The following is a 22,670-nucleotide window of genomic DNA, read 5'->3' as shown; positions in this document are numbered from 1 at the left end:
GGAACGGAACCGGAGCACGAGCCGGTGCGACGGGCCGCCGCGACGGGTCCCTATGCTGAGTCCTCGTGCGCCGCTCCCTCCGTCTGCTGACCGTCCTCGTGATCGTCTTCGTGTTCGCCGCCGGGCTCCTGGGGTCGGTGGTGTTCGTCCAGCGCGTGCTGGCGGATCCGGGCAGTGACGTTGCGTGGGTCGGTGTCGTCCGGAGTCTTGCTCTCCTGGTGATCGGGGTCGTGCTGACGCTGCGTGGACGGCGTGCCCTGCCTGCCCTCGTCGAAGCGATGGACCTGCACGCGGCGGTCGGCCCGCTCCGGCCGCTCACGATCGTGGTGTGGGCCTTCCTCGGTGCCACCATCTACTCGACCCTGCGCGGCTGGACGGTGATCGTCCCCGTCGCGGCCGTCGTCGGTGCGGTCGTCATCGGGTTGCCGTTCGTCGAACGCTTCCTGGACCGGGTGCTCGCCCGGCAGGCGGCGCAAGCCGACGCCGAAGCCGCGACACCGGTCGCTCCGGTCGCACCCGCCGGGACCGCCGCCGACGCGTGAGACAGCAAGCGAGACGGCACGCGGGATGGACGTGAGACGGTCACGAGACGAGACGGGAGGCCCGGTGCCAGCTGGCACCGGGCCTCCCGTCTCGTCGTCGACGCGGCCTGACCGCCCCTGCCGACCCCCACGGGTCGGCTCGCGTCAGCGCTCCGCGCGCCCGGCGAACCGGTACCGGAACCCGGGCACACCGTCCGCGGTGACGACCACGTCGTAGTAGCCCCACTCGTCGAGCGGCCAGTGCATCGTCTTGTGCCCGGACCCACGGATGTGCGCGGTCTCGCGGTGCTCGACGAAGTCGTTGGCCACGAGTTCGAAGCGGAGTTCGCCCGTGCCGGTGTTCTCGAGCAGGAGCTGCAGGGTTCGCCGGCCGCGGGTGTCCCGGACGACGGAGACGTGCGGTACACCACCGGTCGCCCGGCCGCCGACCGTGACGGTCCCGGCGAAGCGCCGGAGGAACCGGTCGGGTCCGTAGACGCTGACGTCGTACGCGCCGCCGGTCGTCGTGGTGTCCCACACCCAGTCGGCGCTCGCTCCCACGGGGACGGTCTTCGGGTGGGCGGCGAACGGCATCGCGGTGTTCGGGTACACCAGGAAGTTGACGCCCTGGCGGCCGTCGTTCGCGAGCGCCACGGTGACCCGACCGGTGCGGTGGTCGACGGTCGCGTCCGCGTGCTGTCGGTAGGGCAGGGGCCGACGGCGGACTGTGCCGGGCTCCTGGACGGGCACCGTCTGCGCGCCGATCGCGGGTTCCTCGATGGGCGGCTTGGCCTGGTCGGCGTCGGCGGCAGCGACCAGCGCGCGGGTCTGCTCGATGCCGGGGACGACGTCGGCGCCCGGGATGCTCGGGTCGGGGGCACTGAAGTCGAAGCAGCTGGTCAGGTCGCCGGAGACTGTCCGTCGCCAGTCGGAGATGTTCGGCTCGCGGACCCCCGTGACGTGTTCGAGGAACTGGATCACGGAGGTGTGGTCCGCCACCTGCGAGTTGACCCACCCGCCACGGCTCCAGGGGGACACCACGGTCATCGGCACGCGGGCACCCATGCCGATGGGCAGGCCGTCGACGTACTCGTCCGGGGTGCCCGGTTCGGCGAACGGGGGGACGACGTGGTCGAAGTACCCGTCGTTCTCGTCGTAGTTGACGAGCAGGACGGTCGAGGCCCAGGTGTCCGGGTTGCTGAAGAGTGCCTGCACCACGGCGTTCGTGTAGTGGGCGCCGTAGTCCGGGCTGGCCGCGGGGTGCTCGCTCCAGCCGTAGGGGGCGACGACGTACGACACGGTGGGCAGGCTGTTGGTCGCGCAGTCCTGCCCGAACTGGCTGAGCAGGTGGGTGACGTCGAGCCCCTTGCCGGAGTTCGGCTTCCACCCGTCGTGCAGCCCGGCACGCGCGGCGAGCTCCTGCTGGGCGGGGTCCGAGGATGCGAGGGCGCGGTGGTACTGCTCGAACAGCCAGAGCGGGTTGTCGCCGTAGTCGCCGACGTAGGGGTCGGCGGAGCTGTCGCCGACCTCGTCGTTGGCGTAGGTCTTCCAGGTGACCCCGGCCGCCTGCAGGCGTTCGGCGTAGGTGGTCCAGGCGAACAACGGTTCGTAGTCCGCCGGGTTGTCGGTCGCCGGTCCGCCCTGGGTGCCGCGGGGGTCGATCGTGCCGGACCACTGGTACAGGCGGTTCGGCGTCGTCGGCCCGTTGAGCGAGCAGTGGTAGTCGTCGCAGACCGTGAAGGCGCCGGCGAGTGCGCGCTGGTAGGGGATGTCCTCGCTCGTGAAGTAGCCCATCGTCTGGGCGCTCTTCGCGTCGACCCACCGGTTCCAGGCCCCGCCGTTCCACGCGGTGTGCCCGCCACCCCAGGAGTGGTCGAGGCCGTCGGCGTTCTGCGCGTTGAACCGCGTGGTGTCGAGCCGGAACGGCAGCATGGCGCCGCCGTCGGTGCGGGCCGCTGCCGGCTGGTGGAAGACGTCGTGTCCGGTCGGCAGCTCGAGCGCCTGCTTGTCGGAGAACCCTCGGACCCCGGGCATCGTGCCGTAGTAGTGGTCGAAGGACCGGTTCTCCTGCATGAGCACGACGACGTGCTTGACGTCGGCGATCGTGCCGGTGGGGACGGCACGGGCGGTCGCGGCGCTGGCACGGTCGGCCGCGCCCGGTCCGAACGCGGAGCCTGCGGCGACGCCGGCCATGATCGCGGCCGCGCCGCCGACCAGGACCGTGCGGCGGCTCAGACCGGGGCGGACCGCTGCGGTGTACGCGGCGTCCGGGGTCAGCGGTGGTGCGGCGTCGAGGCTGACGTCGGGTGCGCCGTGTTCGGGCTTCCTCGTGCTCATCGCGGGCCTTCCAGATCGGTGGGGAGTGCGGGCGCTGCGGGGGAAGAGCACCCGTCAGCATGACAACGAGGTGCGCTGAACCGTGCCTGGCCCGGTCGTGGCAGCGGGGTGAACGCGTCCGGTGGAATCGGGATCGACCTGTCCAGGTGCGCCGTGGCAGGACCCTGTCATCTCAGGGTGGCTGCCACCAGAACTCCGACGCACCTGGACAGGTGGAGCTGGGGCGGGGGAGGATCACGGGGTGCGACCACTGTTCCGGGACCTCGCCGAGGACCTCGCCGACCGGGTGCTCCGCGGTGAGTTCGACGCCACCGGGCTCCTGCCGGGCGAGCACGACCTGGCCGCCGACTACGGGGTGGCGCGCGGCACCGTGCGGAATGCCCTCGGTCTGCTCCGCGACCGGCAGGTGCTGACGGCGCGTCCGGGGTCCCGTTGGCGTGTCCGGACCGCGACGCTCGGCCACGACGCCGGCGCGCTCGAGTCGTTCGGTCAGCTGGCTCGGGCCAGGGGACACGAGCCGGGTGGTCGGGTGGTGGCGGTCGAGGAGCGCCCCGCCACGATGAGCGAGCGGCGGTTGTTCCACGCCGCGCCCGACGAGCCCGTCCTGCACGTCGCGCGGGTGCGCTCCCTGGACGGCGTCGACGTCATGCTCGAGCGCACCGCCTACGCGCCGTGGGTCGCCGCGGTCATCCGGACGATCCCGGGCGGGCAGACGTCGGTGTCCGCGACCCTGCAGGACCGGTTCGGCATCCGGGTCGGCTCCGCCGTCACCACCGTGGACGCGCTGCTGGCGGACGACGCCGACGCCGCGCTCCTCGGGGTGCGGCCCGGGGCGGCGCTCCTGCAGGTCCGCCGGTCGAGCACCGCCGAGGACGGCCGACCGCTCGAGGCCGGCGACGACCGGTACGTCGCCGGGACGGTGCCGCTCCGGATCCGGACGGCGTCCGCAGCGGCACCGCGGGTCGGCGCCGGGTCCGACGACGCGGGATGAGACGGACAGGAGGCGCGGTGCCAGCCGGCACCGCGCCTCCTGTCCGTCTCCGTGCAGCCCCACGACGTGGGCCGGCAGGCGGGGTCAGCGTCGCTGGGTGCCGCCCGCGGTGGCCGCGGCGACGGCCGCCGCCAGCCCGGTCTCGATGACGTCGACGGGGTCCGGCAGGGCCGCGATCGACGCCGCCACCTGCCGGCTGCGGGCGCGGTGGGTCGACGTGCTGAGGACCTCGAGGACGGCCCGACGGATCGCCCGAGGCCGTGGTGTCCCGGAACGCAGATTCCGCCCGCACCCGGCCCAGGCCACCCGGGCGGCGACCTCCGGCTTGTCCTCGGTCGACCCGGCCACCACGAGCGGGACGCCGTGCGCGAGGGTGCGCTGCACCCCGCCGAACCCACCGTTCGTCACGACGACGCTGCACCGCGGCAGCAGCTGGTCGTAGGGCAGGAAGGTCGCCACCCGGGCGTTCGCGGGCAGGGCGGTGCCGAGTGCGCGCTCGAGCTGGTCGACCGGGCGGCCTCCCGTGGTCGCGACGACGAGGACGTCCTCGTCCGCCAGGGCGCGCAGGGTCGGCGCGAGGAGCCGGCCGAGGTCGACGGTGTCGATGGTCCCCTGGGTGACGAGCACCACCGGGGTGTCGGTGTCCAGGTCGTCCCACCACGCGGGCAGGTCGGCCGCGGAGGTCGGCGCGGAACGGGCCACGACCGGACCGACGAACCGGACCGTGTCCGGGAGCTCGCGGCGCGGGTACTCGAGCTCCCGGACGCTCATCTGGAACAGGGTGTCGAACGCGCGGTACGCGAAGTCGAAGGTGTCGATCGTCGACGGCGGTGCCCCCACCTCGGCGAGCACGGCGTCCACCGCGCGACGCAGCGGCCGGGTGAGGACGGGGTGGAGCGCCGCCGTGAGCAGTCGGTTGCGCGCGCGAGCCACCGGCCCGCGACCCGGGGGGAGCGCAGTGCCGAAGGGTGCCGCGTCGACGCTGGTGAGCGTCACCGGGGTGGTCGCGATCCCGAGCACGGGCAGACGCTCCGCGGGCGGCAGGGCCAGGTACGGCGCGAGCCCGGTGAACGACGCTTCGCCGAGCACCGCGTCGAAGCGCCCCGCTGCCAGCAGCGCCGTCAGCTCCCGGTACTGCGACGGGATCGCCCGGACGAACATGGCGATGATGCCCTCGCGGACGACCGCGATCCCGCGTGCCGCACTGGCGTCGGCGAGCCGCTCCTGCAGGTCGGCGTCGTCGAAGTCGACGTCGGCCGGCAGCGCAGCGAACCGGAGCCCCACGCCGACGACGAGCTCGCGGTACTTGGTGCCGGTCAGCACGGTGATGTCGTGGCCGCGCACCGCGAGGGCACGTCCGACGTCGACGAGGGGCGCGAGGTGGCCGTAGACGGGCGGTGAACAGAGCAGGTACGAGGACACGGGGCCGCTTTTCGACGCTGGGGATGACCGGACGCTCGGAGCGTAGGTGCGGCGAGCACGCGCGTGGTGCGGCACGGACTGGGAATGGGTGAGAGTCCTCGAGCATCCGCACCGGGGCGTTAGGGTCGCTGCATGACCACACCCGCGGGGGCGAGTTCGGGCAACGGCTACTGGCGCGGCCAGATCTGGGCGACGGCCCTGCTCGGCGTCGGGATGGTGGCGTGCAGCGTCGTGCTCTTCCTGGCGGATCCCGACGAACCGGGACGCGGGCTCCTGACCGCGTTCGGCGGCCTGCTCTTCCTCACCACGTTCGGCTGGGCGGTCGACGCGGCGACCCGATCGGACCCCCGACAGCGCGCGCTCTTCGCGTGGGCCGTCGCCCAGCACGAGGCCGCGGGGCACGGCAACGACGTCCTCGCGCTGGCCGATGCCGCCCGTGCCCGCGACGGTGCGCTCGACGCCGAGCGGATCCGGGCACTGCAGGCGCTCCGGCCCGACAACCCGTACCCGGGCGGCCCGCTCGACGACGGCGCCGACAGCGTGGGCGGCGAGCCGGACGACGCCGGCGCGAACCGGCTCGGCATCGCCCTGCTCGCGCTGTTCTTCGCCCTGACCGGCCTGTACTGCAGCTGCTGGCCGTCGGTGTTCGTGCTCGGGTGGCCGTTCCAGTTCATCGCGTCGATCCTGGCCGTGGTCGCGATCGTGCGGCCGGGTCGCGGGCGACGGCTCGGCGTCGTCGCGGCGATCGTCTCGGTGCTCGGCACCCTGGTGACGGTCGGCGTGCTCGTGTGGGGCGTGGTCGAGGGGGTCGGCAGCTAGCTGCCCGCGGTCGCGCGTGCGGCCCGCGACGTGCGCGGTGGCGGACGGGAGGCGCGGTGCCGGCCGGTGTCGCGCCTCCCGTCCGTCGTCACGCGGTCCACGGCGTGGGCTGGCGCAGCGCGCCGCTGCGGTGCCGGGACCCAGCAGGATCCTCAGCGCGTCGTCGCCGTTCGCCGGCGGCCGAGGGGGTCCGTGCGCGAGGATCCAGGGGTGTCTCGTCGTGCGGCTGCTGTCCGGACCACCGTGGTGGTCGCGACCCTGCTGGTCGGTGTCGCCTTCGTCACCGCTCCGTGGCTCGGGATCGGGCGAGCGCCGGTGCTCGCCGCCGTGCTGCCGGCACGTTCCCTCGTGACCGTGGGGCTGGCCGCCGTCGGCCTCTCGCTGCTGCTCGTCGCCGTCGTCGTGCGTCGCGTGCGACTCGTTGCCGCGTCGGTCGGTGTGGTCGTGCTCGTCGTCGCCGTGGCCAACACGGCCGTCCTCGGCGCGCGGGGGTGGGACGTCGGGGCCGTCAGCGGTGCGGGTGACTCGCTCCGGGTGTTCGAGTGGAACACCAACGGGGGACTCGTCGGTCCGCAGGGTGTCGCCCGGGCGGCGCTGTCCGCACGGGCGGACGTCGTCGTGCTGCCCGACGCGGGGGACCGACGCGCTGCCGCCGCGGTGGCGCGTTCGATGGGCGAGCACGGTCGGCCGGTGCGGCTGTTCATGCGCCGGCAGGGCGCGCAGGTGGCGGTGCTCGTCCGCGCCGACCTGGCCTCCGGAGCGTCGATGCGTCCCGGTGTCGACCCGGTGAAGACGATGACGGTGTCCGGACCGTCGATCCCGACGATCGTCGCGGTGCACGCCCCGCAGCCGGTGCTGCCCGGCGGCCTGGCGGGCTGGCGGACCGACCTGCGGTGGATCGGTGAGCAGTGCGGCCGCGGCGCGGACGTCATCGTGTCGGGGGACTTCAACGGATCGGTCGACAGCTTCGACGGCGGCCGCCTCGGGTCGTGCCGGGACGCCGCGTCGGCCGTGCACGCCGCGGCACTCGGCACGTGGCCGACGTGGCTCGATCCGCGGCTGGCGATGCCGATCGACCACACCCTGGTCGGTCCGTCGGCCGGTCCGTCGGCCGGTGTCGTCCGGTCGTGGAGCGTGCTGACGGCCGAGGACCACTCGGGTGCCCGGCACCGGCCCACCCTGACGGTCGTCACGCGCACCTGAGGCGGACCACGGCCCGGTTTCGGCGTGCGGGGCCGTTCTTCGGCGTGCGCGGCCTTGTTCCGGCCTGTTTCGGCGTTCGCGGGGCCCTGTTCCGGCCCGTTTCGGCGTGCGTGGGGCGCGTCAGGTGGGAACAGGCTCGCAACGTCGTCGAAACACGCGCACGGTGGGGTGGGTGCATGGACGTCACCACCACGGATCGTGCCCCCGCTCGCTGGTACCAGTCGCTGTTCGTGCAGATCGCGATCGGCGTCGCCCTCGGCATCGCGGTCGGGGTCTGCTTCCCGGCCGCGGCGCCGGTGCTCAACGTCGTCGGGCAGGGGTTCATCCGCCTGATCGAGATGGTGATCGCGCCGCTCGTCTTCATCGTCGTGGTGACCGGCATCGTGCACGTCGGCGACCTGCGGTCGGTGGGACGGATCGCCGGCAAGGCGATGGTCTACTTCCTGCTCGCGTCGTCGTGTGCGCTCGTGTTCGGTCTGCTGGTCGGCAACCTCGTGCGCCCCGGCGCCGGCCTGCGGATCGACCCGTCGTCGCTCGACGCCTCGGCCGTGGCGGCGAAGACCGCGGGCGGCACGGCTCCGGACGCCGGCACCTTCATCCTCGACCTCATCCCGTCGAGCGTCGTGAACGCGTTCGCGACGAACGACATCCTGCAGGTGCTCGTCTTCGCGGTGTTCGTCGGCGCGGCCATCGCCGCGATCGGGAGCGAGCGTGCGCGGCCGCTGGTCCGGGGGCTCGACCTGTGCCTCGAGGTCGTCTACCGGATCCTGGGCTGGGTCATGCGCCTGTCGCCGCTCGGTGCGTTCGGCGCGATGGCGTACGTGGTGGGGCAGTACGGCGTCGACACCCTGGGGTCGTACGGACTCCTCATCGCCGCCTGCTACGGCGCCGCCGCGGTGTTCATCGTGGCGTTGCTCGTCGGTGGGCGGTTGCTGTCCGGGGTGCCGATCTGGCGGTTCGTGTGGCACACCCGGGCCGAGTTCGGGCTGGCCCTCGGCACCGCGTCGACCGAGGCCGTGCTGCCGCGGATGATCACCCGGCTCACCGAGGTCGGCGTCTCACGGAGCGTCGCCGGGCTCGTCGTGCCGACGGGGTACTCGTTCAACCTGGACGGGGCAGCGATCTACCTGTCGATCTCGCTGCTGTTCCTGACGCAGGCGTTCGGGGTGCCGTTGACGCTCGAGCAGCAGGTCGCCGCGCTCGGGGTGCTGCTGCTGACGTCGAAGGGCATGGCCGGGGTGCCGGGGTCGTCGTTCCTGGCGCTGTCCGCGACGGCGACGAGTCTCGGGCTGTTCCCGGTCGCGGGCGTCGCGCTGCTGCTCGGCGCCGACCGGATCATGGACGCGATGCGGGTGAGCGTGAACCTGCTCGGCAACTGCGTCGCGACGCTGGTGGTGGCGCGGTGGCAGGGTGCGCTCGACCGTGAGCGGGTGGACGCGGTGCTGCGGCCCGGGCGCGGGGTCCGGCCGTCGTCGGAGCCGGAGTCTGCTGCGGGTGGTGCGGGTGCCGCGGTGACGGCGACGGCGCGGGTTCGGTGAGGGGCCGCGGCGCGGTCAGCGGTCGAGGACGGCGCGCTGCTGGTCGTACTGCTGGCGGGTCCGGTGTCCGCCCATCTTGCGCACGACTGCGCCCGAGGGGTCACGGGTGATGCGCCACCAGATCGCGGTGCAGAGCGACGTGGTCGGCAGGATCGTCCCGAGTCCGATCAGGAGCTGTCTGCCGAGATCCGTTCGCCAGGGCAGCCCGGACAGCTCGAGCACCGTGATGACGATCGCGCCCACGACGAGGTTGATCAGACTGCTCCAGAGCTTCCGCACGGTGCGCTGACGTGCCGCGTCGAGTTCCGGCAGCTGCGCCAGCGGGAGCGTCGAACCGATGTGCTCACGCGGTTCGCCGCCGACGATGACGGCGGCCGGGCCCGGGGCTGCAGCAGCGGCGTCGGTGTCCGTGGCGGGGCGCCACACCAGGTAGTCCAGGTGCTCCACGTCGTCGTCGATGCGGAACCATCCGCCTTCGAAGTCGCCGGCAGCGGCGTCGGGATCGGCGTGGGGCGTGGTCGTGGTCACGTCGGTCATCTTGGCAGCAACCGGTGCCGCTGCGGCACCACCGCTTCGGGGGTGGAACGGAGGCGACGGTCGCGGGGCCGGTGGTGCGTTCTGCTGGCAGGATGGTCCCGACACCACGGGGGCGGGGCGGACATGAGCACGGAACAGCAGGACTGGCGCGACCACGGGACGGGCCCGACGACGGGACGGGGCAACGCGATCGCCATCGCGCTCGTGTTGCCGGTGCTGCTCGTCGTGAGTTGGGTGGTCCAGATCGGGGCGTACCTGGAGCGTGACTTCGGGTCGATGGACGACCGGCTCGGCCCAGGGGGCGTGCTGACCCGGCTGGTGATCGGGGCCGCGCTGGCCGTGGGGATCCCGGCGGTGGTGCTCGTCGTGCAGGTCCGGGCTCGCCGGCGCGAACGGCGGCACTCGCTGGCCGCCGTGGTCGCGGCGATCGTCGTGCTGGTCATCGCCGTGCCGTGGAACGGTCTGGTCCTGACGTCACAGGTGCGGAGCATGGCCGCCGACGCCCGGCAGAGGGCGCAGCCGGCGACCGCCGCCGAGCGGCACTTCGCCGACGGCGACGCCGGGGCCACACTCGAACGGATCGGGGACCGCACCGTGCGGATCCTCGGCGGCGACCGGAAGTCCGCCTACCGCGATGGTGAGCGAGCCGGTGGTGCGTACAGCGAGGAGTGCAAGCTGTCGAACGCCCACCAGGGGGTGCGGTGGACGTACTGGTACGCCCCTGGGGAGTACACCGACGCCGACGGCAAGGAGCTCCTGCCCGAGGACCACACGATGATCGAGGGTGCGAACCGCGACGTGGACCGCGTCCGCTCGTACTGGGAGTCCGAGGGCATCGGTGCCCGCTCCGAGGCGGACCTGGTCCCCGACCAGATCTCACCCACAGCCGACTGGCTCGAGGGCACCTCGTCGTACACGCGGCCCGGTCCGGACGTCGACTTCCGCACGATCTGCCTGGTGCGCTGAGGGCTCATGCCGTGGTGGGGCCTCCGGGCAGATGCGTCGTGGGGTCCTCTGCCCTGCGAACGGCGGAGCATGCGCCCATCGGCTCGACCCAGCAGCCGCGCCAGGGCTCATCCGCTCTCCGTGGACGATCCCACGCAGGGCACCGTCGCCGGAACCGCTTCCGGACCGAGCATCTGGACACTGTTCACGCGGACGGTTCCGGGGGACTGGCGCAGCTCTCGGAGTGTCCGGTGAACGATCGGCTGTCGGACAGTGGCGGTCGCAGTGGTCGGTCGTCCTCAGGGGTGGAGAGAACGACTACATCGCCTGCGAACGTGCGGTGCCTTTCCGTGTCTTGAGCCGGGAGTGATGGCCACCTGGGCGGGTAGCCATGGATCACCGCCGAGAGGCTTCTCGCCGGTGATCAGAGGAGAGAACATGGCAAACGACGTCGTCACGGTGCGGGTCCCCGCCACAGACATGAAGCGCGCCGTCGCCTTCTACCGCGACACCCTCGGCCTCGAGGTGAAGAAGGAAGAGGACGAGTGGTCCGAGCTTGACGCCGTCACGTTCCAGCCCGAGGGCACCGTCAGCGAGCACCCCTTCGGACATCTCCTCCCCTTCAAGGACTCTGAGGGCTGCGGATCGACTGACGAAGATCGGTCCGATTGAGCTAGGGTTGTCCTCTGACCGAATCTGATCGGTGCGGTCGACCCGCCGCAGCAGCGCGGTCGATCCGAGGCTGAAAACCTCCGGCATTCCCAACCGAAGCCCGGAGATCTTCTCTATGTCTATGCCCCCGCGGACTCCATCCAACACATCCGCCTCTTCCAAGCGATGGTGGGCGCTCGTCGTGCTCGCGCTCACCCAACTCGTCGTGGTGCTTGATGGCACCATCGTCAACATCGCGCTGCCACAGGCGCAACAAGAACTCGGCCTCAGCGACGTCGAGCGTCAGTGGGTCGTCACGGCCTACGCCCTCGCCTTTGGTGCTCTGCTGCTGCTCGGCGGTCGAGTCGCTGACTACTGGGGTCGCAAGCGCACCTTCCTGGTCGGCATGCTCGGCTTCGGTGTGGCCTCCGCCTTCGGCGGCCTGGCCCAGAGCGGCACGGAGTTGATCATCGCCCGTGGCCTTCAGGGTGTGTTCGCCGCGCTCCTCGCCCCGGCCGCTCTTGCCCTGCTGACTGTGACCTTCCCCAGCGGACGTGAGCGGAACACCGCCTTTGCCGTGTTCGGCACCGTCGCAGGTGCCGGCGCCGCAGTTGGGCTCGTCCTCGGCGGTGTCCTCACCGAGTTCGCTGACTGGCGTTGGTGCCTCCTCGTGAACGTCTTCTTCGTGATCATCGGTCTCATCGGCGGCATGCTGCTCGTCAAGGAGTCCAAGGCTGAAGGAAACAACCGTTACGACATGGTCGGCGCCGTCACCGTCACCCTCGGCCTGGGCGCCCTCGTCTACGGGTTCAGCCTCGCTGAGCACGGCTGGACCCAGATCGAGACGATCGGGTTCCTCGCCCTGGGTGCTGGCCTCCTGGCGCTCTTCGTCGTCATCGAGAGCCGTGTCGCCCAGCCCCTGCTGCCACTTCGAGTCGTCACGGACCGGGTACGTGGCGGTGCGTTCCTCATACAGGCCATCGTGGGCAGTGTCCTGATCGGTGCGATGCTCTACGTCGCGTTCCACCTCCAGATCGTCCTCGGGATGGACCCTCTGCCTGCGGGCCTCGCCACCCTCCCCATGACCCTCATGATCATGATCACGGCGCCGGTCGCCACCAAGCTGCTGCCCGCCATCGGACCTCGTCCGATGATGATCGGCGGTCCGTTGATCTCTGCCGTCGGCGTCATCTACCTCAGCCGCATCACGGCCGACGGCTCCTACGTCGTCCAGGTCATGCCGGCACTCATCGTGCTGGGAATCGGCATGGCGTTCGTCTTCGTCCCCCTGCAGAACCTCGCGCTCACGGGGGTCAAGCCGCAGGACGCCGGCGCCGCCTCGGCGACCTTGAACTCCGCGCTGCAGATCGGCGGTTCGATCGGTCTGTCGGTCTTCACCGCCCTCTACGCCTCGGCAGTCGCTGGCTACGACGGCGGCGGCTCTGAACTCGACGCGTTCACCAGCGGCTACTCCGCGGCGTTCCTCGCTGCGGCCATCGGCTTGGTCCTCGCGTCGATCATCGCGGCCGTGTTCATCCGTGGCTCGAAGTCGGAGCTGCTGCCCCAGGACTCGGACCACGAGGCCGCTGTGCCCGTGCACTGATCTGCGCTGAGACAAGGAGACGGCCCCCGACGCCATGTGGCATCGGGGCCGTCTCCTGTTTCGCACGACCGGCTTGAGGGCCTCGCCCCCTGCAGAGCTGGTCCGCTGCGGTTGTCGTACCGGAGCCGTCCAAGGCCAACTCGCCGGTGACCGTGGCCAGTGCTCCCTGCCACGGCAGGACAGTCGCGAAGGCGGCAGCCATGATGTCCAACGAGGCCTCGTGCTGGCCCGGTGCCTGGCGCGCTGACCATCGGGCTGATCGGCGCTCGTCACCGCGGTGCGCGCTCACCCACCGACCAGGCGCTCGACGGCGTCCAGCACGACGGCCGGGGTCTCGCCGGCAGCGATCTCGGATCGGATCCGTTCGGCGGCGACGCGGAACGCCGGCTCGGTCAGGAGCCGCGACGCGGTGGTGCGGATGTCCTCCGCGGTCGCGGTCGCGGCGTCGAGGACGAGTCCGGCGCCCAAGGCCTCGACGCAGCCGCCGTTCGGCAACTGGTCCGCGCCGAGCGGCAGGACCAGCAGGGGCACCCCGTGCGCGAGCGCCCCGGTCACCGATCCGGATCCGCCGTGGTTCACGACCAGGTCCACGAGCCCGAGCACCGAGTCCTGCGGCACGTACTGCTCGACCCGGATCGTCCCCGGACCCGCCGGCACCGGGAAGGTCGTCGTGTCGACCCAGGGTCCGGTCGTCACGAGGATCCGCGCAGGCAGGGTGGCGAGCGCGTCGATCAGCCGAGCGAACAGGTCGCCGGACTTCGTGTTGAACTCGGTGCCGAGCGTGACGTAGACGCGGGGTCCGTCGCCGGCGGCCAACCACGCCGCGGCGTCCGACGGGGGTGACGACCAGGTGTCCGGTCGCATCCGGATCACCGGGCCCCGCAGCTCGCGCCCGGATCGCATCGACGCCGGGAACGGGACGACGGTGAGCGCGCCGCCGAGCATGTGCTGCTCCGGGTCGGGCCCGAGTCCCGCGCGTCGACGGAGCGCCTCGAGCGGCTCTCGCACCGCTTCGCGCCAGGTCCCGCCGGCCGAGGCGAAGGCCAGGACCACCACGCACGGCACCCCGGCTCGTTCGGCGGCGGTCATCGCGCCGAAGTCGAACTCCCCGCAGACCACGAGGTCAGCCGTCCACCGAGTGACCAGCCGTCCGACGTCGACGACGGCACCGGCGGCCGCGTCCCCCAGGAACACCTGGGGGACGCGGGTGAGCACCGTGCTCGGGTCGATCGGGGTCAGGGTGCCGGTGCCCGGCCTGCTCGCCGGCAGCTCCACGTCCCGCGGTTGCCGGTGCGAGAAGCCGGTCTGTTCGAGGACCGCCTCGCGTGCGCCGCTCAGGGCCGTCCGGTGTCCGGCAGCGCTGGCCGCGCGGGCGAGCGGCAGCATCGGTGCGAGGTGTCCGCGCCCCCGTGGGAACGAGAACACGATGCGCAGGGGTTCCGGAGCACCGTAGCCGGGCCGGCCGTTCGCAGCAGACACCACAGGGCTCCGATCGTCGTGCGGGCTGCCTGCCCGCTTCGTCAGACAACCGTATGGCGAACGGCGGTCGTGCTCCATGAACCCTTGGTCAGCCTCGCGGGGCGCTCACGCGCCGACCGTGCTCACTTGCCGGCGGCCTCGTTGTAGGACGCGATCTGCTTGCCGGCCTGCTGTTCCGCGTCCTGCATCGTCGACTCGACGTCGGCACCCTCGACGATGCGGTTGAAGGCTCCGATGACGGTGGCACGGACCGTCGGGAACGCGCCGGTGATGCAGCCGGCCGCTGCGACGCTCGTGGGGTCGTCGTTGAGCTGCTGGTACATGGTGGCGATGTTCGGGTCCGACAGGGAGCGCTTGCCGACGGTGGTCTTCGCGGAGTCGGTGTTCATCGCGACGTAGCCGGTCGCCTTCGCCCACTCGGCCTGCACGTCGGGACTCTGGAGCCACTTGGCGAACGTGTACGACGCCTTCTGCTCGGCGGTCGAGTGGCCCTTGCCGGAGATCCACAGGGCGTTGCCGCCGATGACCTGGCCGGCGTCGTCGGAGTCCGACGTGGTGGGGAACCGGGCGACGACCGACTTGGAGCCGTCCGGGTCGACGGTCGTGTACGCGCCGGACGAGGTCAGCAGCATCCCGACCTTGTCGCTCGAGAACGCCGAGTTCTGCACGGTCGAGTCGGTGCCGGGGTTCAGGGCGGCGCCGTCCTGGTACAGCTTCTGCAGCGTGCTCATGAACTGCACCTGGGTGTCCGAGGTGAGCGAGACGCCGGTGACGGGCTTGCCCTTCCGGCCGTTGTCCGGCGTGCAGAACGGCTGGCCGCCCGAGGCACTCAGTTCTTCGAGCATCCACGAGTCGCCCATGTTCATGCTCATGCCGTAGCCACCGGTCGCGGCGTGGATCTTCTCGGCCCAGGTCGCGACCTGGGCCAGCGTCTTCGGCGGCTTCGCAGCGTCGAGGCCGGCCTTCGCGACGAGTGCCTTGTTCAGGTAGAGCACGGGCATCGAGACCGAGAACGGCATCGCCGCGAGCGACTTGCCGTCGCTGTAGTAGGTCGAGACGGCCGGTGCCATCGTGTCGGTCCCCGACGTCGAGCCGCTCACCGTCGCGGGGGACACCGTCTGGCCGGAGTCGATCATGAAGCCGGTCGACACGTCGTTCATCATGAGCAGGTCGGGCGTGGAGCCGGACTGCACCGCCGCCGTGTACTTCGTCTGGACGGCCGCGTAGTCGCCCTGGAACGACGACTTGACGGTGATGTGCTGGTCGTTCTGCTTGTTGAAGCGTGCGACGAGGGCGTCGAGTTCGGTCGCCGCAGGACCGGACATGGCGTGCCAGAAGTCGACGGTGACGGGGCCGGAGCGCTCCGACGCCGAGCTCGACGTGGAGCACCCGGTCAGGGCGAGGACCGCGACGGCGCCGGTGGCGAGTGCGGTGAGGGCGGTGGAACGACGAGTGGGCATGGTGCGTCCTTCGGGTGCGGGGCGGGCGGGGATCGGGGAGGGGAACGTGTGCGTCGTCACTTGAGTGCGCCGGCGGTGAGGCCACCGGCGAGGAACCGCTGGGCGACGAGGACCAGGACGAGGACGGGGAGGGTCACCATGGCGGCGCCGGCCAGGACCACGCCGATGTCGGCGGCCTCGGCGTCGGACAGCTGGGCGATGCCGACCTGCACGGTGCGGTGCTCGGGCGAGTTGGTGACGAGGAGCGGCCAGAAGAACCCGTTCCACGCGGCCGTCGCGCTCACGAGCGTGACCGAGACGAGCGTCGGGCGGGTGAGCGGCAGCAGCATGGACCGGATGAACCGGAAGTGCGCGGCGCCGTCGAGGACCGCGGCTTCCCGCAGCTCGTCGGGGAAGCTCAGGAACGCCTGGCGGAACAGGAAGATCGTCAGCGCCGAGGCCACGAACGGCAGGAAGACGACCAGGAGCGTGTCGATGAGGTGCCAGGACGCCACGGTCAGGTAGTTCGCGATCAGGGTCGTCTCGCCGGGGATCATCAGGCTGGCGAGCAGGACGAGGAACAGGGCACGGGTGCCGCGGAGCCGGCAGAACACGAGCGCGTAGGCGGTCATGATGCCGATGACGACCTGCAGCACCGTTTGGGCGAGGGTGACGACGACGCTGTTCAGGAACTGCGCTCCGAGCGGGACGACCTGCGTGGCGCGGACGATGTTGTCGAGCGTCAGGTGGATCGGGACGAGACCGGCGAGGCCCTGGTCCAGGTACCGGGTCGGGGTGAGTGCGCCCTCGAACACGTAGTACAGGGGGAAGCAGACGACGACGACCGCGATGACGAGCCAGGCGTAGACGAAGGCGCTCCGGAGCCGGCGGACGGTGACGGGGCGCATCAGTAGTTCACCCGCTTCTCGAGCACGCCGAACTGCACGATCGACAGCCCCAGGACCAGCAGGAACAGCACGACCCCGAGCGCGGCGGCGAGGCCGAAGTTCGCACTGCCCGACCCGAACGCCTGCTGGTAGATGGCGTAGACGAGGGTCTTCGACGAGTCGGCTGGACCGCCACCGGTCAGGATCTGGATCTGTCCGAAGGTCGTCAGCGCCTCGACGGTGCCGGTCACGACCACGAAGAAGAGCGTCGGGGTGACGAGCGGCAACGAGATCGACCACAGGGTCCGGACGGGGCCGGCCCCGTCGAGGTGCGCGGCCTCGATGACGTCCTGGTCGATGGCGCCGAACGCTCCGAGCAGGAGCAGCACGGTGAACCCGAGCGACCCCCAGATCGTGACGACGATGACGCTCGCCAGGGCCCACTGCGTGCTCGTCAGGAACGGGACGGGTGCTCCGCCGAACTGCGTGATCACCGTGTTCAACAGCCCGTTGCCGGGAGCGAGCATCGCTGCGAACGCGACGGACCCGGCCGACACGGAGACGACCATCGGCGCGGTCAGGAGTGCTCGGAACACCGGCAGACCGCGGAGCTTCACGGTGAGCGGCACGACGACGAGCAGCCCGAACACGATCCGCCCGGCGACCACGCCGACACAGAAGACGGCCGTGGTCAGCATCGTCCGTCCGAACGCGGGGTCGGTGAACGTGCGGACGTAGTTCTGCAGCCCGACCGAGCCGGCCGGCTGGCCGAAGATGTCGGTGCCCTGGGTGCTGAGGACCAGGACGCGGCCGAGCGGGTAGAAGACGAAGACCGCGAACGCGAGCAGCGCCGGTGCGAGGAGCACCAGACCGAGCCGTCGGTCGGAGCGCAACGACGACCGGGCCGACCGGGCCGCCCGTGCTGGACGCCGCGACTGCGGCGACCGCGGCGATCCCGCGGTACGCGGGGGACCGGCGAGCAGGCCGGACGTGACGGGGACCGTCATGGGGCGGACACCTCCGAGTAGGGAACGTTCCCTATCCGGGAACGACTCCACTGTGCTGCGGGTGCCGGAGACGGGTCAAGGCGCGTCGATCACCCGCCGTCACCCGTTCACGCGGCGTTCAACCCCTCCGTCGGCGGGGAGCCGCCGTTCACCGTTCGCACCCATCCGTTCACCTGCGGTTCGGGCCGACGACCGGCGTGGTTCGCCGTCCAGGGGCCTCGACGTCGTACAACCGGGGACCATGCGAACCGTTCCTGCTCCCCAGACGCTCCGGGTGATCGCCGAGGATGCCGCGCGTGCCGTCGCGCCGGACCTCCTCGCCGTGTTCCGCGCCCCGATGACGATCAGCACGAAGCGCGATGCGCACGACGTGGTGACACTGCACGACCGCGCGGCCGAAGAGGCGATCACCGCGGTGCTCACCGCGGCGGTGCCGGGTTCCGTCGTGCTCGGCGAAGAAGGCGGCACCACCGGCGGCCCCGGCAGCGCCGACACCACCGGGGACGCCGTGGTGCGGTGGATCGTCGACCCGATCGACGGCACGGCGAACTTCGCCCGCGGACTCGCGTACTGGTGCATCTCGATCGCCGCCGAGGTCGACGGCGAGGTCGTCGCGGGGGTGGTCTTCGACCCGGTCGCCGACCACGTGTTCGCGGCGGACGACGACGGAGCCTGGCTCGACGGTGCGCCGATGCACTCGTCGTCCGGCCCCGACGACGCCGCGACGGTGCTGACGAGCTTCCCGGTGCAGCAGGACCTCGACCTGCTCGGCGAGGCCGCGGCGTTCGACCTGCTGCGTGACCTGACGGTGCGGTACCGCCACCACCACAGCCTCGGCAGCGGCGCCCTCAACCTGGTGCACGTCGCTGCGGGGTGGTCGGACGCCACGATGGGCTTCGCCACGCACCCCTGGGACGTCGCCGCCGGGGCACTGGTGCTCGAGCGGGCCGGTGGGTGGTTCCGGGGCTTCCGCGGTGGCGAGCCCGTCGACCGTGCGCACCTGGCCGACGACTACGTCGCTGCCGGCGCCGGGGGATCGCACGCCGAGCTGGTCCGTCGGGTGCAGGACCTGTCGGCGATGACCTCCACGGACGCTGCAGCCGCCGCCGATCGAACCGCCGCCGACCCGACCGCTGGCTGAGCCGCACCGCCGACCGAGCGGCACCGCCCACTGAACCGCACCGCCCACTGGACCGATCCGCCGCCGGCCGCGCCGTCGGCGGCGTCGCGGTGCTCAGCCGACCTGGTGCCCGGCGACCGCCCGTCCCGTCGACCCCCGCAGCAGCAGGCGCGTCGGCAGGACCTCGTGGCGGTCACAGCGTCGCCCGCGCAGCCGTTCGACGACGAGCTCCACCGCCCGCGCGCCCATCCGGACCCGCGGCTGGTCGACGCTCGTCAGGTCGAGCCGGTCGCCGAGACCGGTGCCGTCGAACCCGGTCACTGCCGCCATCCGGGGGAGCGCGAGTCCCGCGCCGTCGGCGATCGCCACGAGTCGCGCCGCGGTCGCGTCGTTCGTCGCGACGAACGCCGTCACCCCGTCGCCCAGGTGCCGGGCGATCCGCGCCGGGTCCGCCGCCAGGGCATCGACGTCGTCGACACGGTGGTCACCGGGCCGGCCGAGCTGCGCCGAGACCGTGGCGTGCGCGACGGCACGACGGGTCGTCGAGGGGTGGTCCGACTCCGCCACGAAACACGTGCGCCGGTGCCCGAGTGCGGCGAGGTGGAGCACCAGGTGGCGCATGCCCGATTCCTCGTCGGCGCGCACGGTGTCGAGTCCGAGTCCGGCGAGACCCGACCCGCTCGAGCCGAGGACCGCGACCGGCAGGTCGCGCGCGACCGCAGCGAGCCGTGCCGGGGCGACCCGGCTGCTCAGGACCGCGACCCCGAGGACGCCGTCGGCCGACCCGCGGGAGGCGTGCAGGGCCTCCAGGCCGTCGGCCAGCCGGGCGGGGTCACGGAACCCGTCCACGACGCGGAGCGCGAACCCCAGGGTCTCGGCGGTCGCGCGTGCGCTCCGGAGCGCTTCGTCGTGGAACGGGTTCGCGGCTTCGGTGACCAGCACGCCGAGCACGAGCGGCGCGCCCTGCGCGCGTCGCCGGGCGAGCGTGCCGACCGGGAGGCCCAGCTCGTCCGCCGTCCGCACCGCGAGTTCCCGACGTGGTCGCGACACACCGTCGTCGCCCCGCAGGGCGAGTGACACGAGCGATCGCGAGACAGCGCAGCGCTCGGCGACGTCGCGGAGGGTGGCGGCCACGGTCAGGCGAGCTTCCAGGTGTGGACGTGCTCCCAGGTCATCGTCTGCCACCAGCGGCCGGACCAGTCCGGGCTCGCGGTGCGGTAGAGCACGACGGTGTCGCCGCGGAACCCGGTCGGCACGTCGACGTCGAGTTCGTGGATGTACGCGCCCACCTCGTCGTGCAGGTCCGGGCGGACGTACAGGTCGTGCGAGGCGAGCGAGAGGTGCGCGCGGTACTGCTCCGGGTCGTAGTCGTTCGACGGCGGGACCTGCATCGGCTGCCGGAAGGGGGCGACCACGGCATCGATGTCGGCGGCGAGTCGGACGAAGTCGTCGTTGTGCGAGCCGTCGGGCCGGGTCGCGACGTCGTAGACGAACCCGATGCCCTGCTCGCGGACGCCGGCGTTGTGGACGTCGAACGCCGGGCGTGAGTCGAGCAGCGCCGTGACGGCCGCGATGACCTGGTCCTCGTTGCTGCCGAACGGCTGGCTGCCGACGAGCGTGGCGTGCGGCGGGAAGGCGCCGGCGGACACCAAGCCGTACTGCGCGCGGAGCTGGTCGGTGACGACCGTGACGGCGCGGCAGGTGCGGGCGTCCGGGCGCAGGTAGATGCCGTGGCGGTAGGGGTCGCTCGAGTCGCGCGGCAGTTTGGCGGTGACGTTCTGGGGCATGGGTCCGTCCGGGGTCGGTCGATGGGGAACGTTCCCGATCGTCGGGAACGTTCCCCATGATCGACCGGAGCGGCCCGGATCTCACCCGTCGGCCCGTGACGGGACGGTGAACGATCGGTGTCGGCGACGCCGGGTCAGACGCGTGCGGCGGTCCGGCCCGGCACCAGGGTGCCGTCGACGGCGTTGTGGGCGACACCCGTCGAACGGCCGTCGATCTGGTCGACCACGTCGTCGACGGACAGGCGGCCGATCAAGCCGAGCGGCTGTCGCCACGAGGTGATGCCGAGCAGCTCGGTGGCGAGCGGCGCGACCCCGTCGTAGCCCGTGACCGACAGGTCGTCTGGTGCACGGAGACCACGGCGGCGCATCGACTCGAGCACACCGACGGCCCAGCGGTCGCTCGGTGCCATGACCGCCGTCACGCCGCCGGCGCCGAGGACCTGCTCGAGGAACGAGTCGAGGTCCTCGGGGTCCGCGCCGTGGTCCTCGGAGCGGATCCGGAGCACCTCGGCGCCGCGCGCACGGAGCCGGCGCACCATCGCGTCGGTGCGGGCCGACTGCGTCAGGGACCCGGACGGTGTGACCGTCAGCACGGCGACGCGACGGTGCCCCAGGTCGGCGACGTGGTCGGCGAGGCCGCGACCGCCGCCGCGCTCGTCGCAGTAGGCGCTGCTCACCGCCGGGTCCGTCTCGGGGCGTCCGGAGACCACCGTCGGGATGCGTCGGGCGAACGGCAGGACGTCGTCGATGGGCAACGCGCCGCTGCAGACGATGAGCCCCTCGACGCGCAGGGACACCAGGGTCTCGAGCGCCCGGCGTTCCTCGCTGACCGGGAACGACCCCGCGCCGGTGGCGGTGACGACGCGGTACCCGCGCGCGGCGGCCTGCAGCTGGAACGCGGTGAGCAGGTGCCCGTAGAACGGGGTCGAGGCATCACGGACGAACGCCCCGAGCGTGTGCGTGCGGTGTGCCGACATGCCGCGGGCGTTCGCGTTCGCCACGTAGCCCAGGTCGAGTGCCGCCCGCTTGACGCGTTCGGTCGTCGACGGCGCCACCCCGTACGAGCCCGCGAGGGCACGGGAGACGACCGACTTCGACACGCCGGCCAGGGCTGCGACGTCGTGGATGGTCGGGACTGCCGGGTGTCCGGTCACCGCGGGCACCGTCGTTCAGAGGACTGCACGAGTGTCACGGTAGCCGGACGGACGCCCGGAGCGGGCGACGGTGGTGGTGAACAGTTGGTCACGCCGACCGCCCGGGGGAGTCCGAGCGGTCGGCGTGGGTGGCCGGTGGTGGCGGCCGGTGGCGGTGGCGGTGTCGGGTCAGCGGTGCGTCGCCGGTCGACGGACCGTCAGGCGGTACTCCTTCTTCGTGGTGCCGTCCTGCGCGGTGACCGTGATGCGTGCGGTCCGGCCGGAGACGTGCACGGTGGCGACCGCGTTCGGGTTCGTCGTGTGCACGTGGACGTCGGCGGCCCGGAGCGTCCGGACCGGCGCCGTCACCGTCGCACCCTGCGACGAGGCGGCGGCGGGCAGGTGGACGCGCACGCCCGCGACCGTGATCGAGGAGACGGTGGCGTCGCTCGACACGAGGAACCGCTGGCGCAGTGCGGCGGCCTCGTGCCCCGTCACGCCGATGGTGTCGCGCAGGTACGCGTCCATCCCACCGAAGTCGGTGGCGATGTCCTGCTCGAAGGTGCCCTGCAGCAGCTGCGGGGTGGCCCAGGTGACCCCGAGCTGCGTGTTCGAGAGCAGGTAGTCGTGCAGGATGTCGGCGCTGTCCACGCCGAGGACCCGGTCGAGCAGGTCCACCACGGTGCCGGTTCGGTCCATGCCGTGCGAGCAGTGGATGAGCACCGTGCCGCTGGTGTGCGAGGCGAGGATCCGGAGCACGCGGCGGTAGGCGGTGATCATCGACCCGGGGGTCGCCGGGTCGACGTGGCCCTTGTCGACCAGGTCGTGGTACATCGCCGTGTCGTCGCTGTAGTCGCCGTCCGCGCCGAACATCGAGATGTCGACGTGCCGCGCGCCGGGGATCGCGACGTCGGGCTTCGCGGCGATCTGGGACGACGTCCGCAGGTCGACGACGAGGTCGACGTGGTACTCGTCAGCCAGGGTCGTGGCCCCGGCCGCGGTGATCTTGTCGAGCGACTCGGAACGGATCAGCCGCGGAGCGTTCACGGTCTGACCGGACCGGCCGTGCACCGCGGCGAGCTCGCGACCGTTGACCAGTCCGGGGACGTCGGTGATCGGGTGGTCCGCGGCGGTGAACGCGGGCTGGAGTGCGGTGTCGGCGTGGGCGGCCGTGACGGAGAACGCGGCGGAGGCGACGACGGCAAGGCCGGCGAGTGCGGTCGCGGCCACACGGGCGGTGCGCTGGGAGTG

Annotated in this window: 20 protein-coding genes; 9 read left to right on the top strand and 11 right to left on the bottom strand. The window is 72.1% G+C overall.

Going from position 1 to position 22,670, the window contains the following annotated elements; all coding sequences use genetic code 11:
* Window positions 1–65 precede the first annotated feature (65 nt).
* The gene (locus tag BOSE127_RS05010; protein ID WP_056068362.1) at window positions 66–542 is read left to right on the top strand and encodes a hypothetical protein; all 477 of its coding nucleotides are present in this window, start codon (window positions 66–68) and stop codon (window positions 540–542) included.
* A 144-nt stretch (window positions 543–686) separates the two neighbouring features.
* On the opposite strand, the gene BOSE127_RS05005 is transcribed toward BOSE127_RS05010, so the two are convergent.
* Window positions 687–2,858 carry a phosphocholine-specific phospholipase C gene (locus BOSE127_RS05005; RefSeq protein WP_159556416.1) on the bottom strand — a complete coding sequence of 724 codons (2,172 nt, stop codon included), beginning with the start codon at window positions 2,856–2,858 and terminating at the stop codon, window positions 687–689.
* A gap of 241 nt (window positions 2,859–3,099) precedes the next feature.
* On the opposite strand from BOSE127_RS05005, the gene BOSE127_RS05000 reads away from it, so the two are divergent.
* A complete protein-coding gene (locus BOSE127_RS05000; protein ID WP_042538966.1) occupies window positions 3,100–3,849 on the top strand; it encodes a GntR family transcriptional regulator in 750 nt (249 codons plus the stop codon).
* An 84-nt stretch (window positions 3,850–3,933) separates the two neighbouring features.
* Here the strand turns inward: BOSE127_RS05000 and BOSE127_RS04995 are convergent, their stop codons facing one another.
* A complete protein-coding gene (locus tag BOSE127_RS04995; protein WP_159556414.1) occupies window positions 3,934–5,271 on the bottom strand; it encodes a nucleotide disphospho-sugar-binding domain-containing protein in 1,338 nt (445 codons plus the stop codon).
* Between the two features lie 132 nt (window positions 5,272–5,403).
* Between BOSE127_RS04995 and BOSE127_RS04990 the strand changes: the two genes are divergently transcribed.
* From BOSE127_RS04990 to BOSE127_RS04980, 3 genes are all read left to right on the top strand, one after another.
* Window positions 5,404–6,090, top strand: a complete 687-nt coding sequence (locus BOSE127_RS04990) for a hypothetical protein (protein WP_071251461.1) — start codon at window positions 5,404–5,406, stop codon at window positions 6,088–6,090.
* Window positions 6,091–6,300: 210 nt separating this feature from the next.
* Window positions 6,301–7,293: an endonuclease/exonuclease/phosphatase family protein gene (locus BOSE127_RS04985; protein ID WP_152427134.1), complete on the top strand. Its 993-nt coding sequence runs from the start codon at window positions 6,301–6,303 to the stop codon at window positions 7,291–7,293.
* A 176-nt stretch (window positions 7,294–7,469) separates the two neighbouring features.
* Window positions 7,470–8,831 (top strand): cation:dicarboxylate symporter family transporter, encoded by a 1,362-nt coding sequence (locus BOSE127_RS04980; RefSeq protein ID WP_159556412.1) that lies wholly within the window; start codon window positions 7,470–7,472, stop codon window positions 8,829–8,831.
* 15 nt (window positions 8,832–8,846) lie between these two features.
* Here the strand turns inward: BOSE127_RS04980 and BOSE127_RS04975 are convergent, their stop codons facing one another.
* Window positions 8,847–9,359 (bottom strand): hypothetical protein, encoded by a 513-nt coding sequence (locus BOSE127_RS04975; protein WP_139179712.1) that lies wholly within the window; start codon window positions 9,357–9,359, stop codon window positions 8,847–8,849.
* A gap of 132 nt (window positions 9,360–9,491) precedes the next feature.
* Here BOSE127_RS04975 and BOSE127_RS04970 point away from each other — a divergent pair, with 132 nt between their 5' ends.
* The 3 genes from BOSE127_RS04970 to BOSE127_RS04960 all read left to right on the top strand — a co-directional run bounded on the left by BOSE127_RS04970 (window position 9,492) and on the right by BOSE127_RS04960 (window position 12,567).
* Window positions 9,492–10,334 (top strand): hypothetical protein, encoded by an 843-nt coding sequence (locus tag BOSE127_RS04970; RefSeq protein ID WP_159556410.1) that lies wholly within the window; start codon window positions 9,492–9,494, stop codon window positions 10,332–10,334.
* Between the two features lie 417 nt (window positions 10,335–10,751).
* Complete coding sequence (locus BOSE127_RS04965) at window positions 10,752–10,985, top strand: VOC family protein (RefSeq protein WP_159556408.1); 234 nt, start codon at window positions 10,752–10,754, stop codon at window positions 10,983–10,985.
* 31 nt (window positions 10,986–11,016) lie between these two features.
* Window positions 11,017–12,567, top strand: a complete 1,551-nt coding sequence (locus tag BOSE127_RS04960; protein WP_236559503.1) for an MFS transporter — start codon at window positions 11,017–11,019, stop codon at window positions 12,565–12,567.
* Window positions 12,568–12,852: 285 nt separating this feature from the next.
* Here BOSE127_RS04960 and BOSE127_RS04955 read toward each other — a convergent pair whose 3' ends face one another.
* The 4 genes from BOSE127_RS04955 to BOSE127_RS04940 all read right to left on the bottom strand — a co-directional run bounded on the left by BOSE127_RS04955 (window position 12,853) and on the right by BOSE127_RS04940 (window position 17,379).
* Complete coding sequence (locus tag BOSE127_RS04955) at window positions 12,853–14,046, bottom strand: glycosyltransferase (RefSeq protein ID WP_236559502.1); 1,194 nt, start codon at window positions 14,044–14,046, stop codon at window positions 12,853–12,855.
* Window positions 14,047–14,168: 122 nt separating this feature from the next.
* On the bottom strand, window positions 14,169–15,506 hold the full coding sequence (locus BOSE127_RS04950; RefSeq protein ID WP_159556404.1) for an ABC transporter substrate-binding protein: 1,338 nt from the start codon (window positions 15,504–15,506) through the stop codon (window positions 14,169–14,171).
* A gap of 56 nt (window positions 15,507–15,562) precedes the next feature.
* A complete protein-coding gene (locus tag BOSE127_RS04945; RefSeq protein ID WP_159556402.1) occupies window positions 15,563–16,393 on the bottom strand; it encodes a carbohydrate ABC transporter permease in 831 nt (276 codons plus the stop codon).
* Window positions 16,393–17,379 (bottom strand): carbohydrate ABC transporter permease, encoded by a 987-nt coding sequence (locus tag BOSE127_RS04940; protein ID WP_042541042.1) that lies wholly within the window; start codon window positions 17,377–17,379, stop codon window positions 16,393–16,395. Before BOSE127_RS04940 ends, BOSE127_RS04945 begins: the two co-directional genes overlap by 1 nt.
* 241 nt (window positions 17,380–17,620) lie before the next feature.
* Between BOSE127_RS04940 and BOSE127_RS04935 the strand changes: the two genes are divergently transcribed.
* Window positions 17,621–18,520: an inositol monophosphatase family protein gene (locus BOSE127_RS04935; RefSeq protein ID WP_042541044.1), complete on the top strand. Its 900-nt coding sequence runs from the start codon at window positions 17,621–17,623 to the stop codon at window positions 18,518–18,520.
* 93 nt (window positions 18,521–18,613) lie between these two features.
* Here BOSE127_RS04935 and BOSE127_RS04930 read toward each other — a convergent pair whose 3' ends face one another.
* From BOSE127_RS04930 to BOSE127_RS04915, 4 genes are all read right to left on the bottom strand, one after another.
* Window positions 18,614–19,633 carry a LacI family DNA-binding transcriptional regulator gene (locus BOSE127_RS04930; RefSeq protein WP_159556400.1) on the bottom strand — a complete coding sequence of 340 codons (1,020 nt, stop codon included), beginning with the start codon at window positions 19,631–19,633 and terminating at the stop codon, window positions 18,614–18,616.
* Window positions 19,634–19,635: 2 nt separating this feature from the next.
* On the bottom strand, window positions 19,636–20,286 hold the full coding sequence (locus tag BOSE127_RS04925; protein ID WP_159556398.1) for a 2'-5' RNA ligase family protein: 651 nt from the start codon (window positions 20,284–20,286) through the stop codon (window positions 19,636–19,638).
* 134 nt (window positions 20,287–20,420) lie between these two features.
* A complete protein-coding gene (locus BOSE127_RS04920; protein ID WP_017885682.1) occupies window positions 20,421–21,440 on the bottom strand; it encodes a LacI family DNA-binding transcriptional regulator in 1,020 nt (339 codons plus the stop codon).
* Between the two features lie 168 nt (window positions 21,441–21,608).
* Window positions 21,609–22,670 (bottom strand): tyrosine-protein phosphatase (locus BOSE127_RS04915; protein WP_159556396.1); only part of this gene is annotated, 1,062 nt, incomplete at its 5' end.

Source organism: Curtobacterium sp. 8I-2 (genome assembly GCF_902506155.1).
In the GTDB taxonomy this organism is placed as follows: domain Bacteria; phylum Actinomycetota; class Actinomycetes; order Actinomycetales; family Microbacteriaceae; genus Curtobacterium; species Curtobacterium poinsettiae.
Note: the sequence above shows the minus strand (reverse complement) of the source record. Positions and strands in the feature narration are given on the sequence as shown.

Bases quoted from the DNA above. Each gene is read 5' to 3' on its own strand.
- BOSE127_RS05005 (WP_159556416.1), bottom strand. From the start codon at position 2,858: ATGAGCACGAGGAAGCCCGAACACGGCGCACCCGACGTCAGCCTCGAC.
- BOSE127_RS04990 (WP_071251461.1), top strand. From the start codon at position 5,404: ATGACCACACCCGCGGGGGCGAGTTCGGGCAACGGCTACTGGCGCGGC.
- BOSE127_RS04980 (WP_159556412.1), top strand. From the start codon at position 7,470: ATGGACGTCACCACCACGGATCGTGCCCCCGCTCGCTGGTACCAGTCG.
- BOSE127_RS04970 (WP_159556410.1), top strand. From the start codon at position 9,492: ATGAGCACGGAACAGCAGGACTGGCGCGACCACGGGACGGGCCCGACG.
- BOSE127_RS04965 (WP_159556408.1), top strand. From the start codon at position 10,752: ATGGCAAACGACGTCGTCACGGTGCGGGTCCCCGCCACAGACATGAAG.
- BOSE127_RS04950 (WP_159556404.1), bottom strand. From the start codon at position 15,506: ATGCCCACTCGTCGTTCCACCGCCCTCACCGCACTCGCCACCGGCGCC.
- BOSE127_RS04945 (WP_159556402.1), bottom strand. From the start codon at position 16,393: ATGCGCCCCGTCACCGTCCGCCGGCTCCGGAGCGCCTTCGTCTACGCC.
- BOSE127_RS04940 (WP_042541042.1), bottom strand. From the start codon at position 17,379: ATGACGGTCCCCGTCACGTCCGGCCTGCTCGCCGGTCCCCCGCGTACC.
- BOSE127_RS04935 (WP_042541044.1), top strand. From the start codon at position 17,621: ATGCGAACCGTTCCTGCTCCCCAGACGCTCCGGGTGATCGCCGAGGAT.
- BOSE127_RS04925 (WP_159556398.1), bottom strand. From the start codon at position 20,286: ATGCCCCAGAACGTCACCGCCAAACTGCCGCGCGACTCGAGCGACCCC.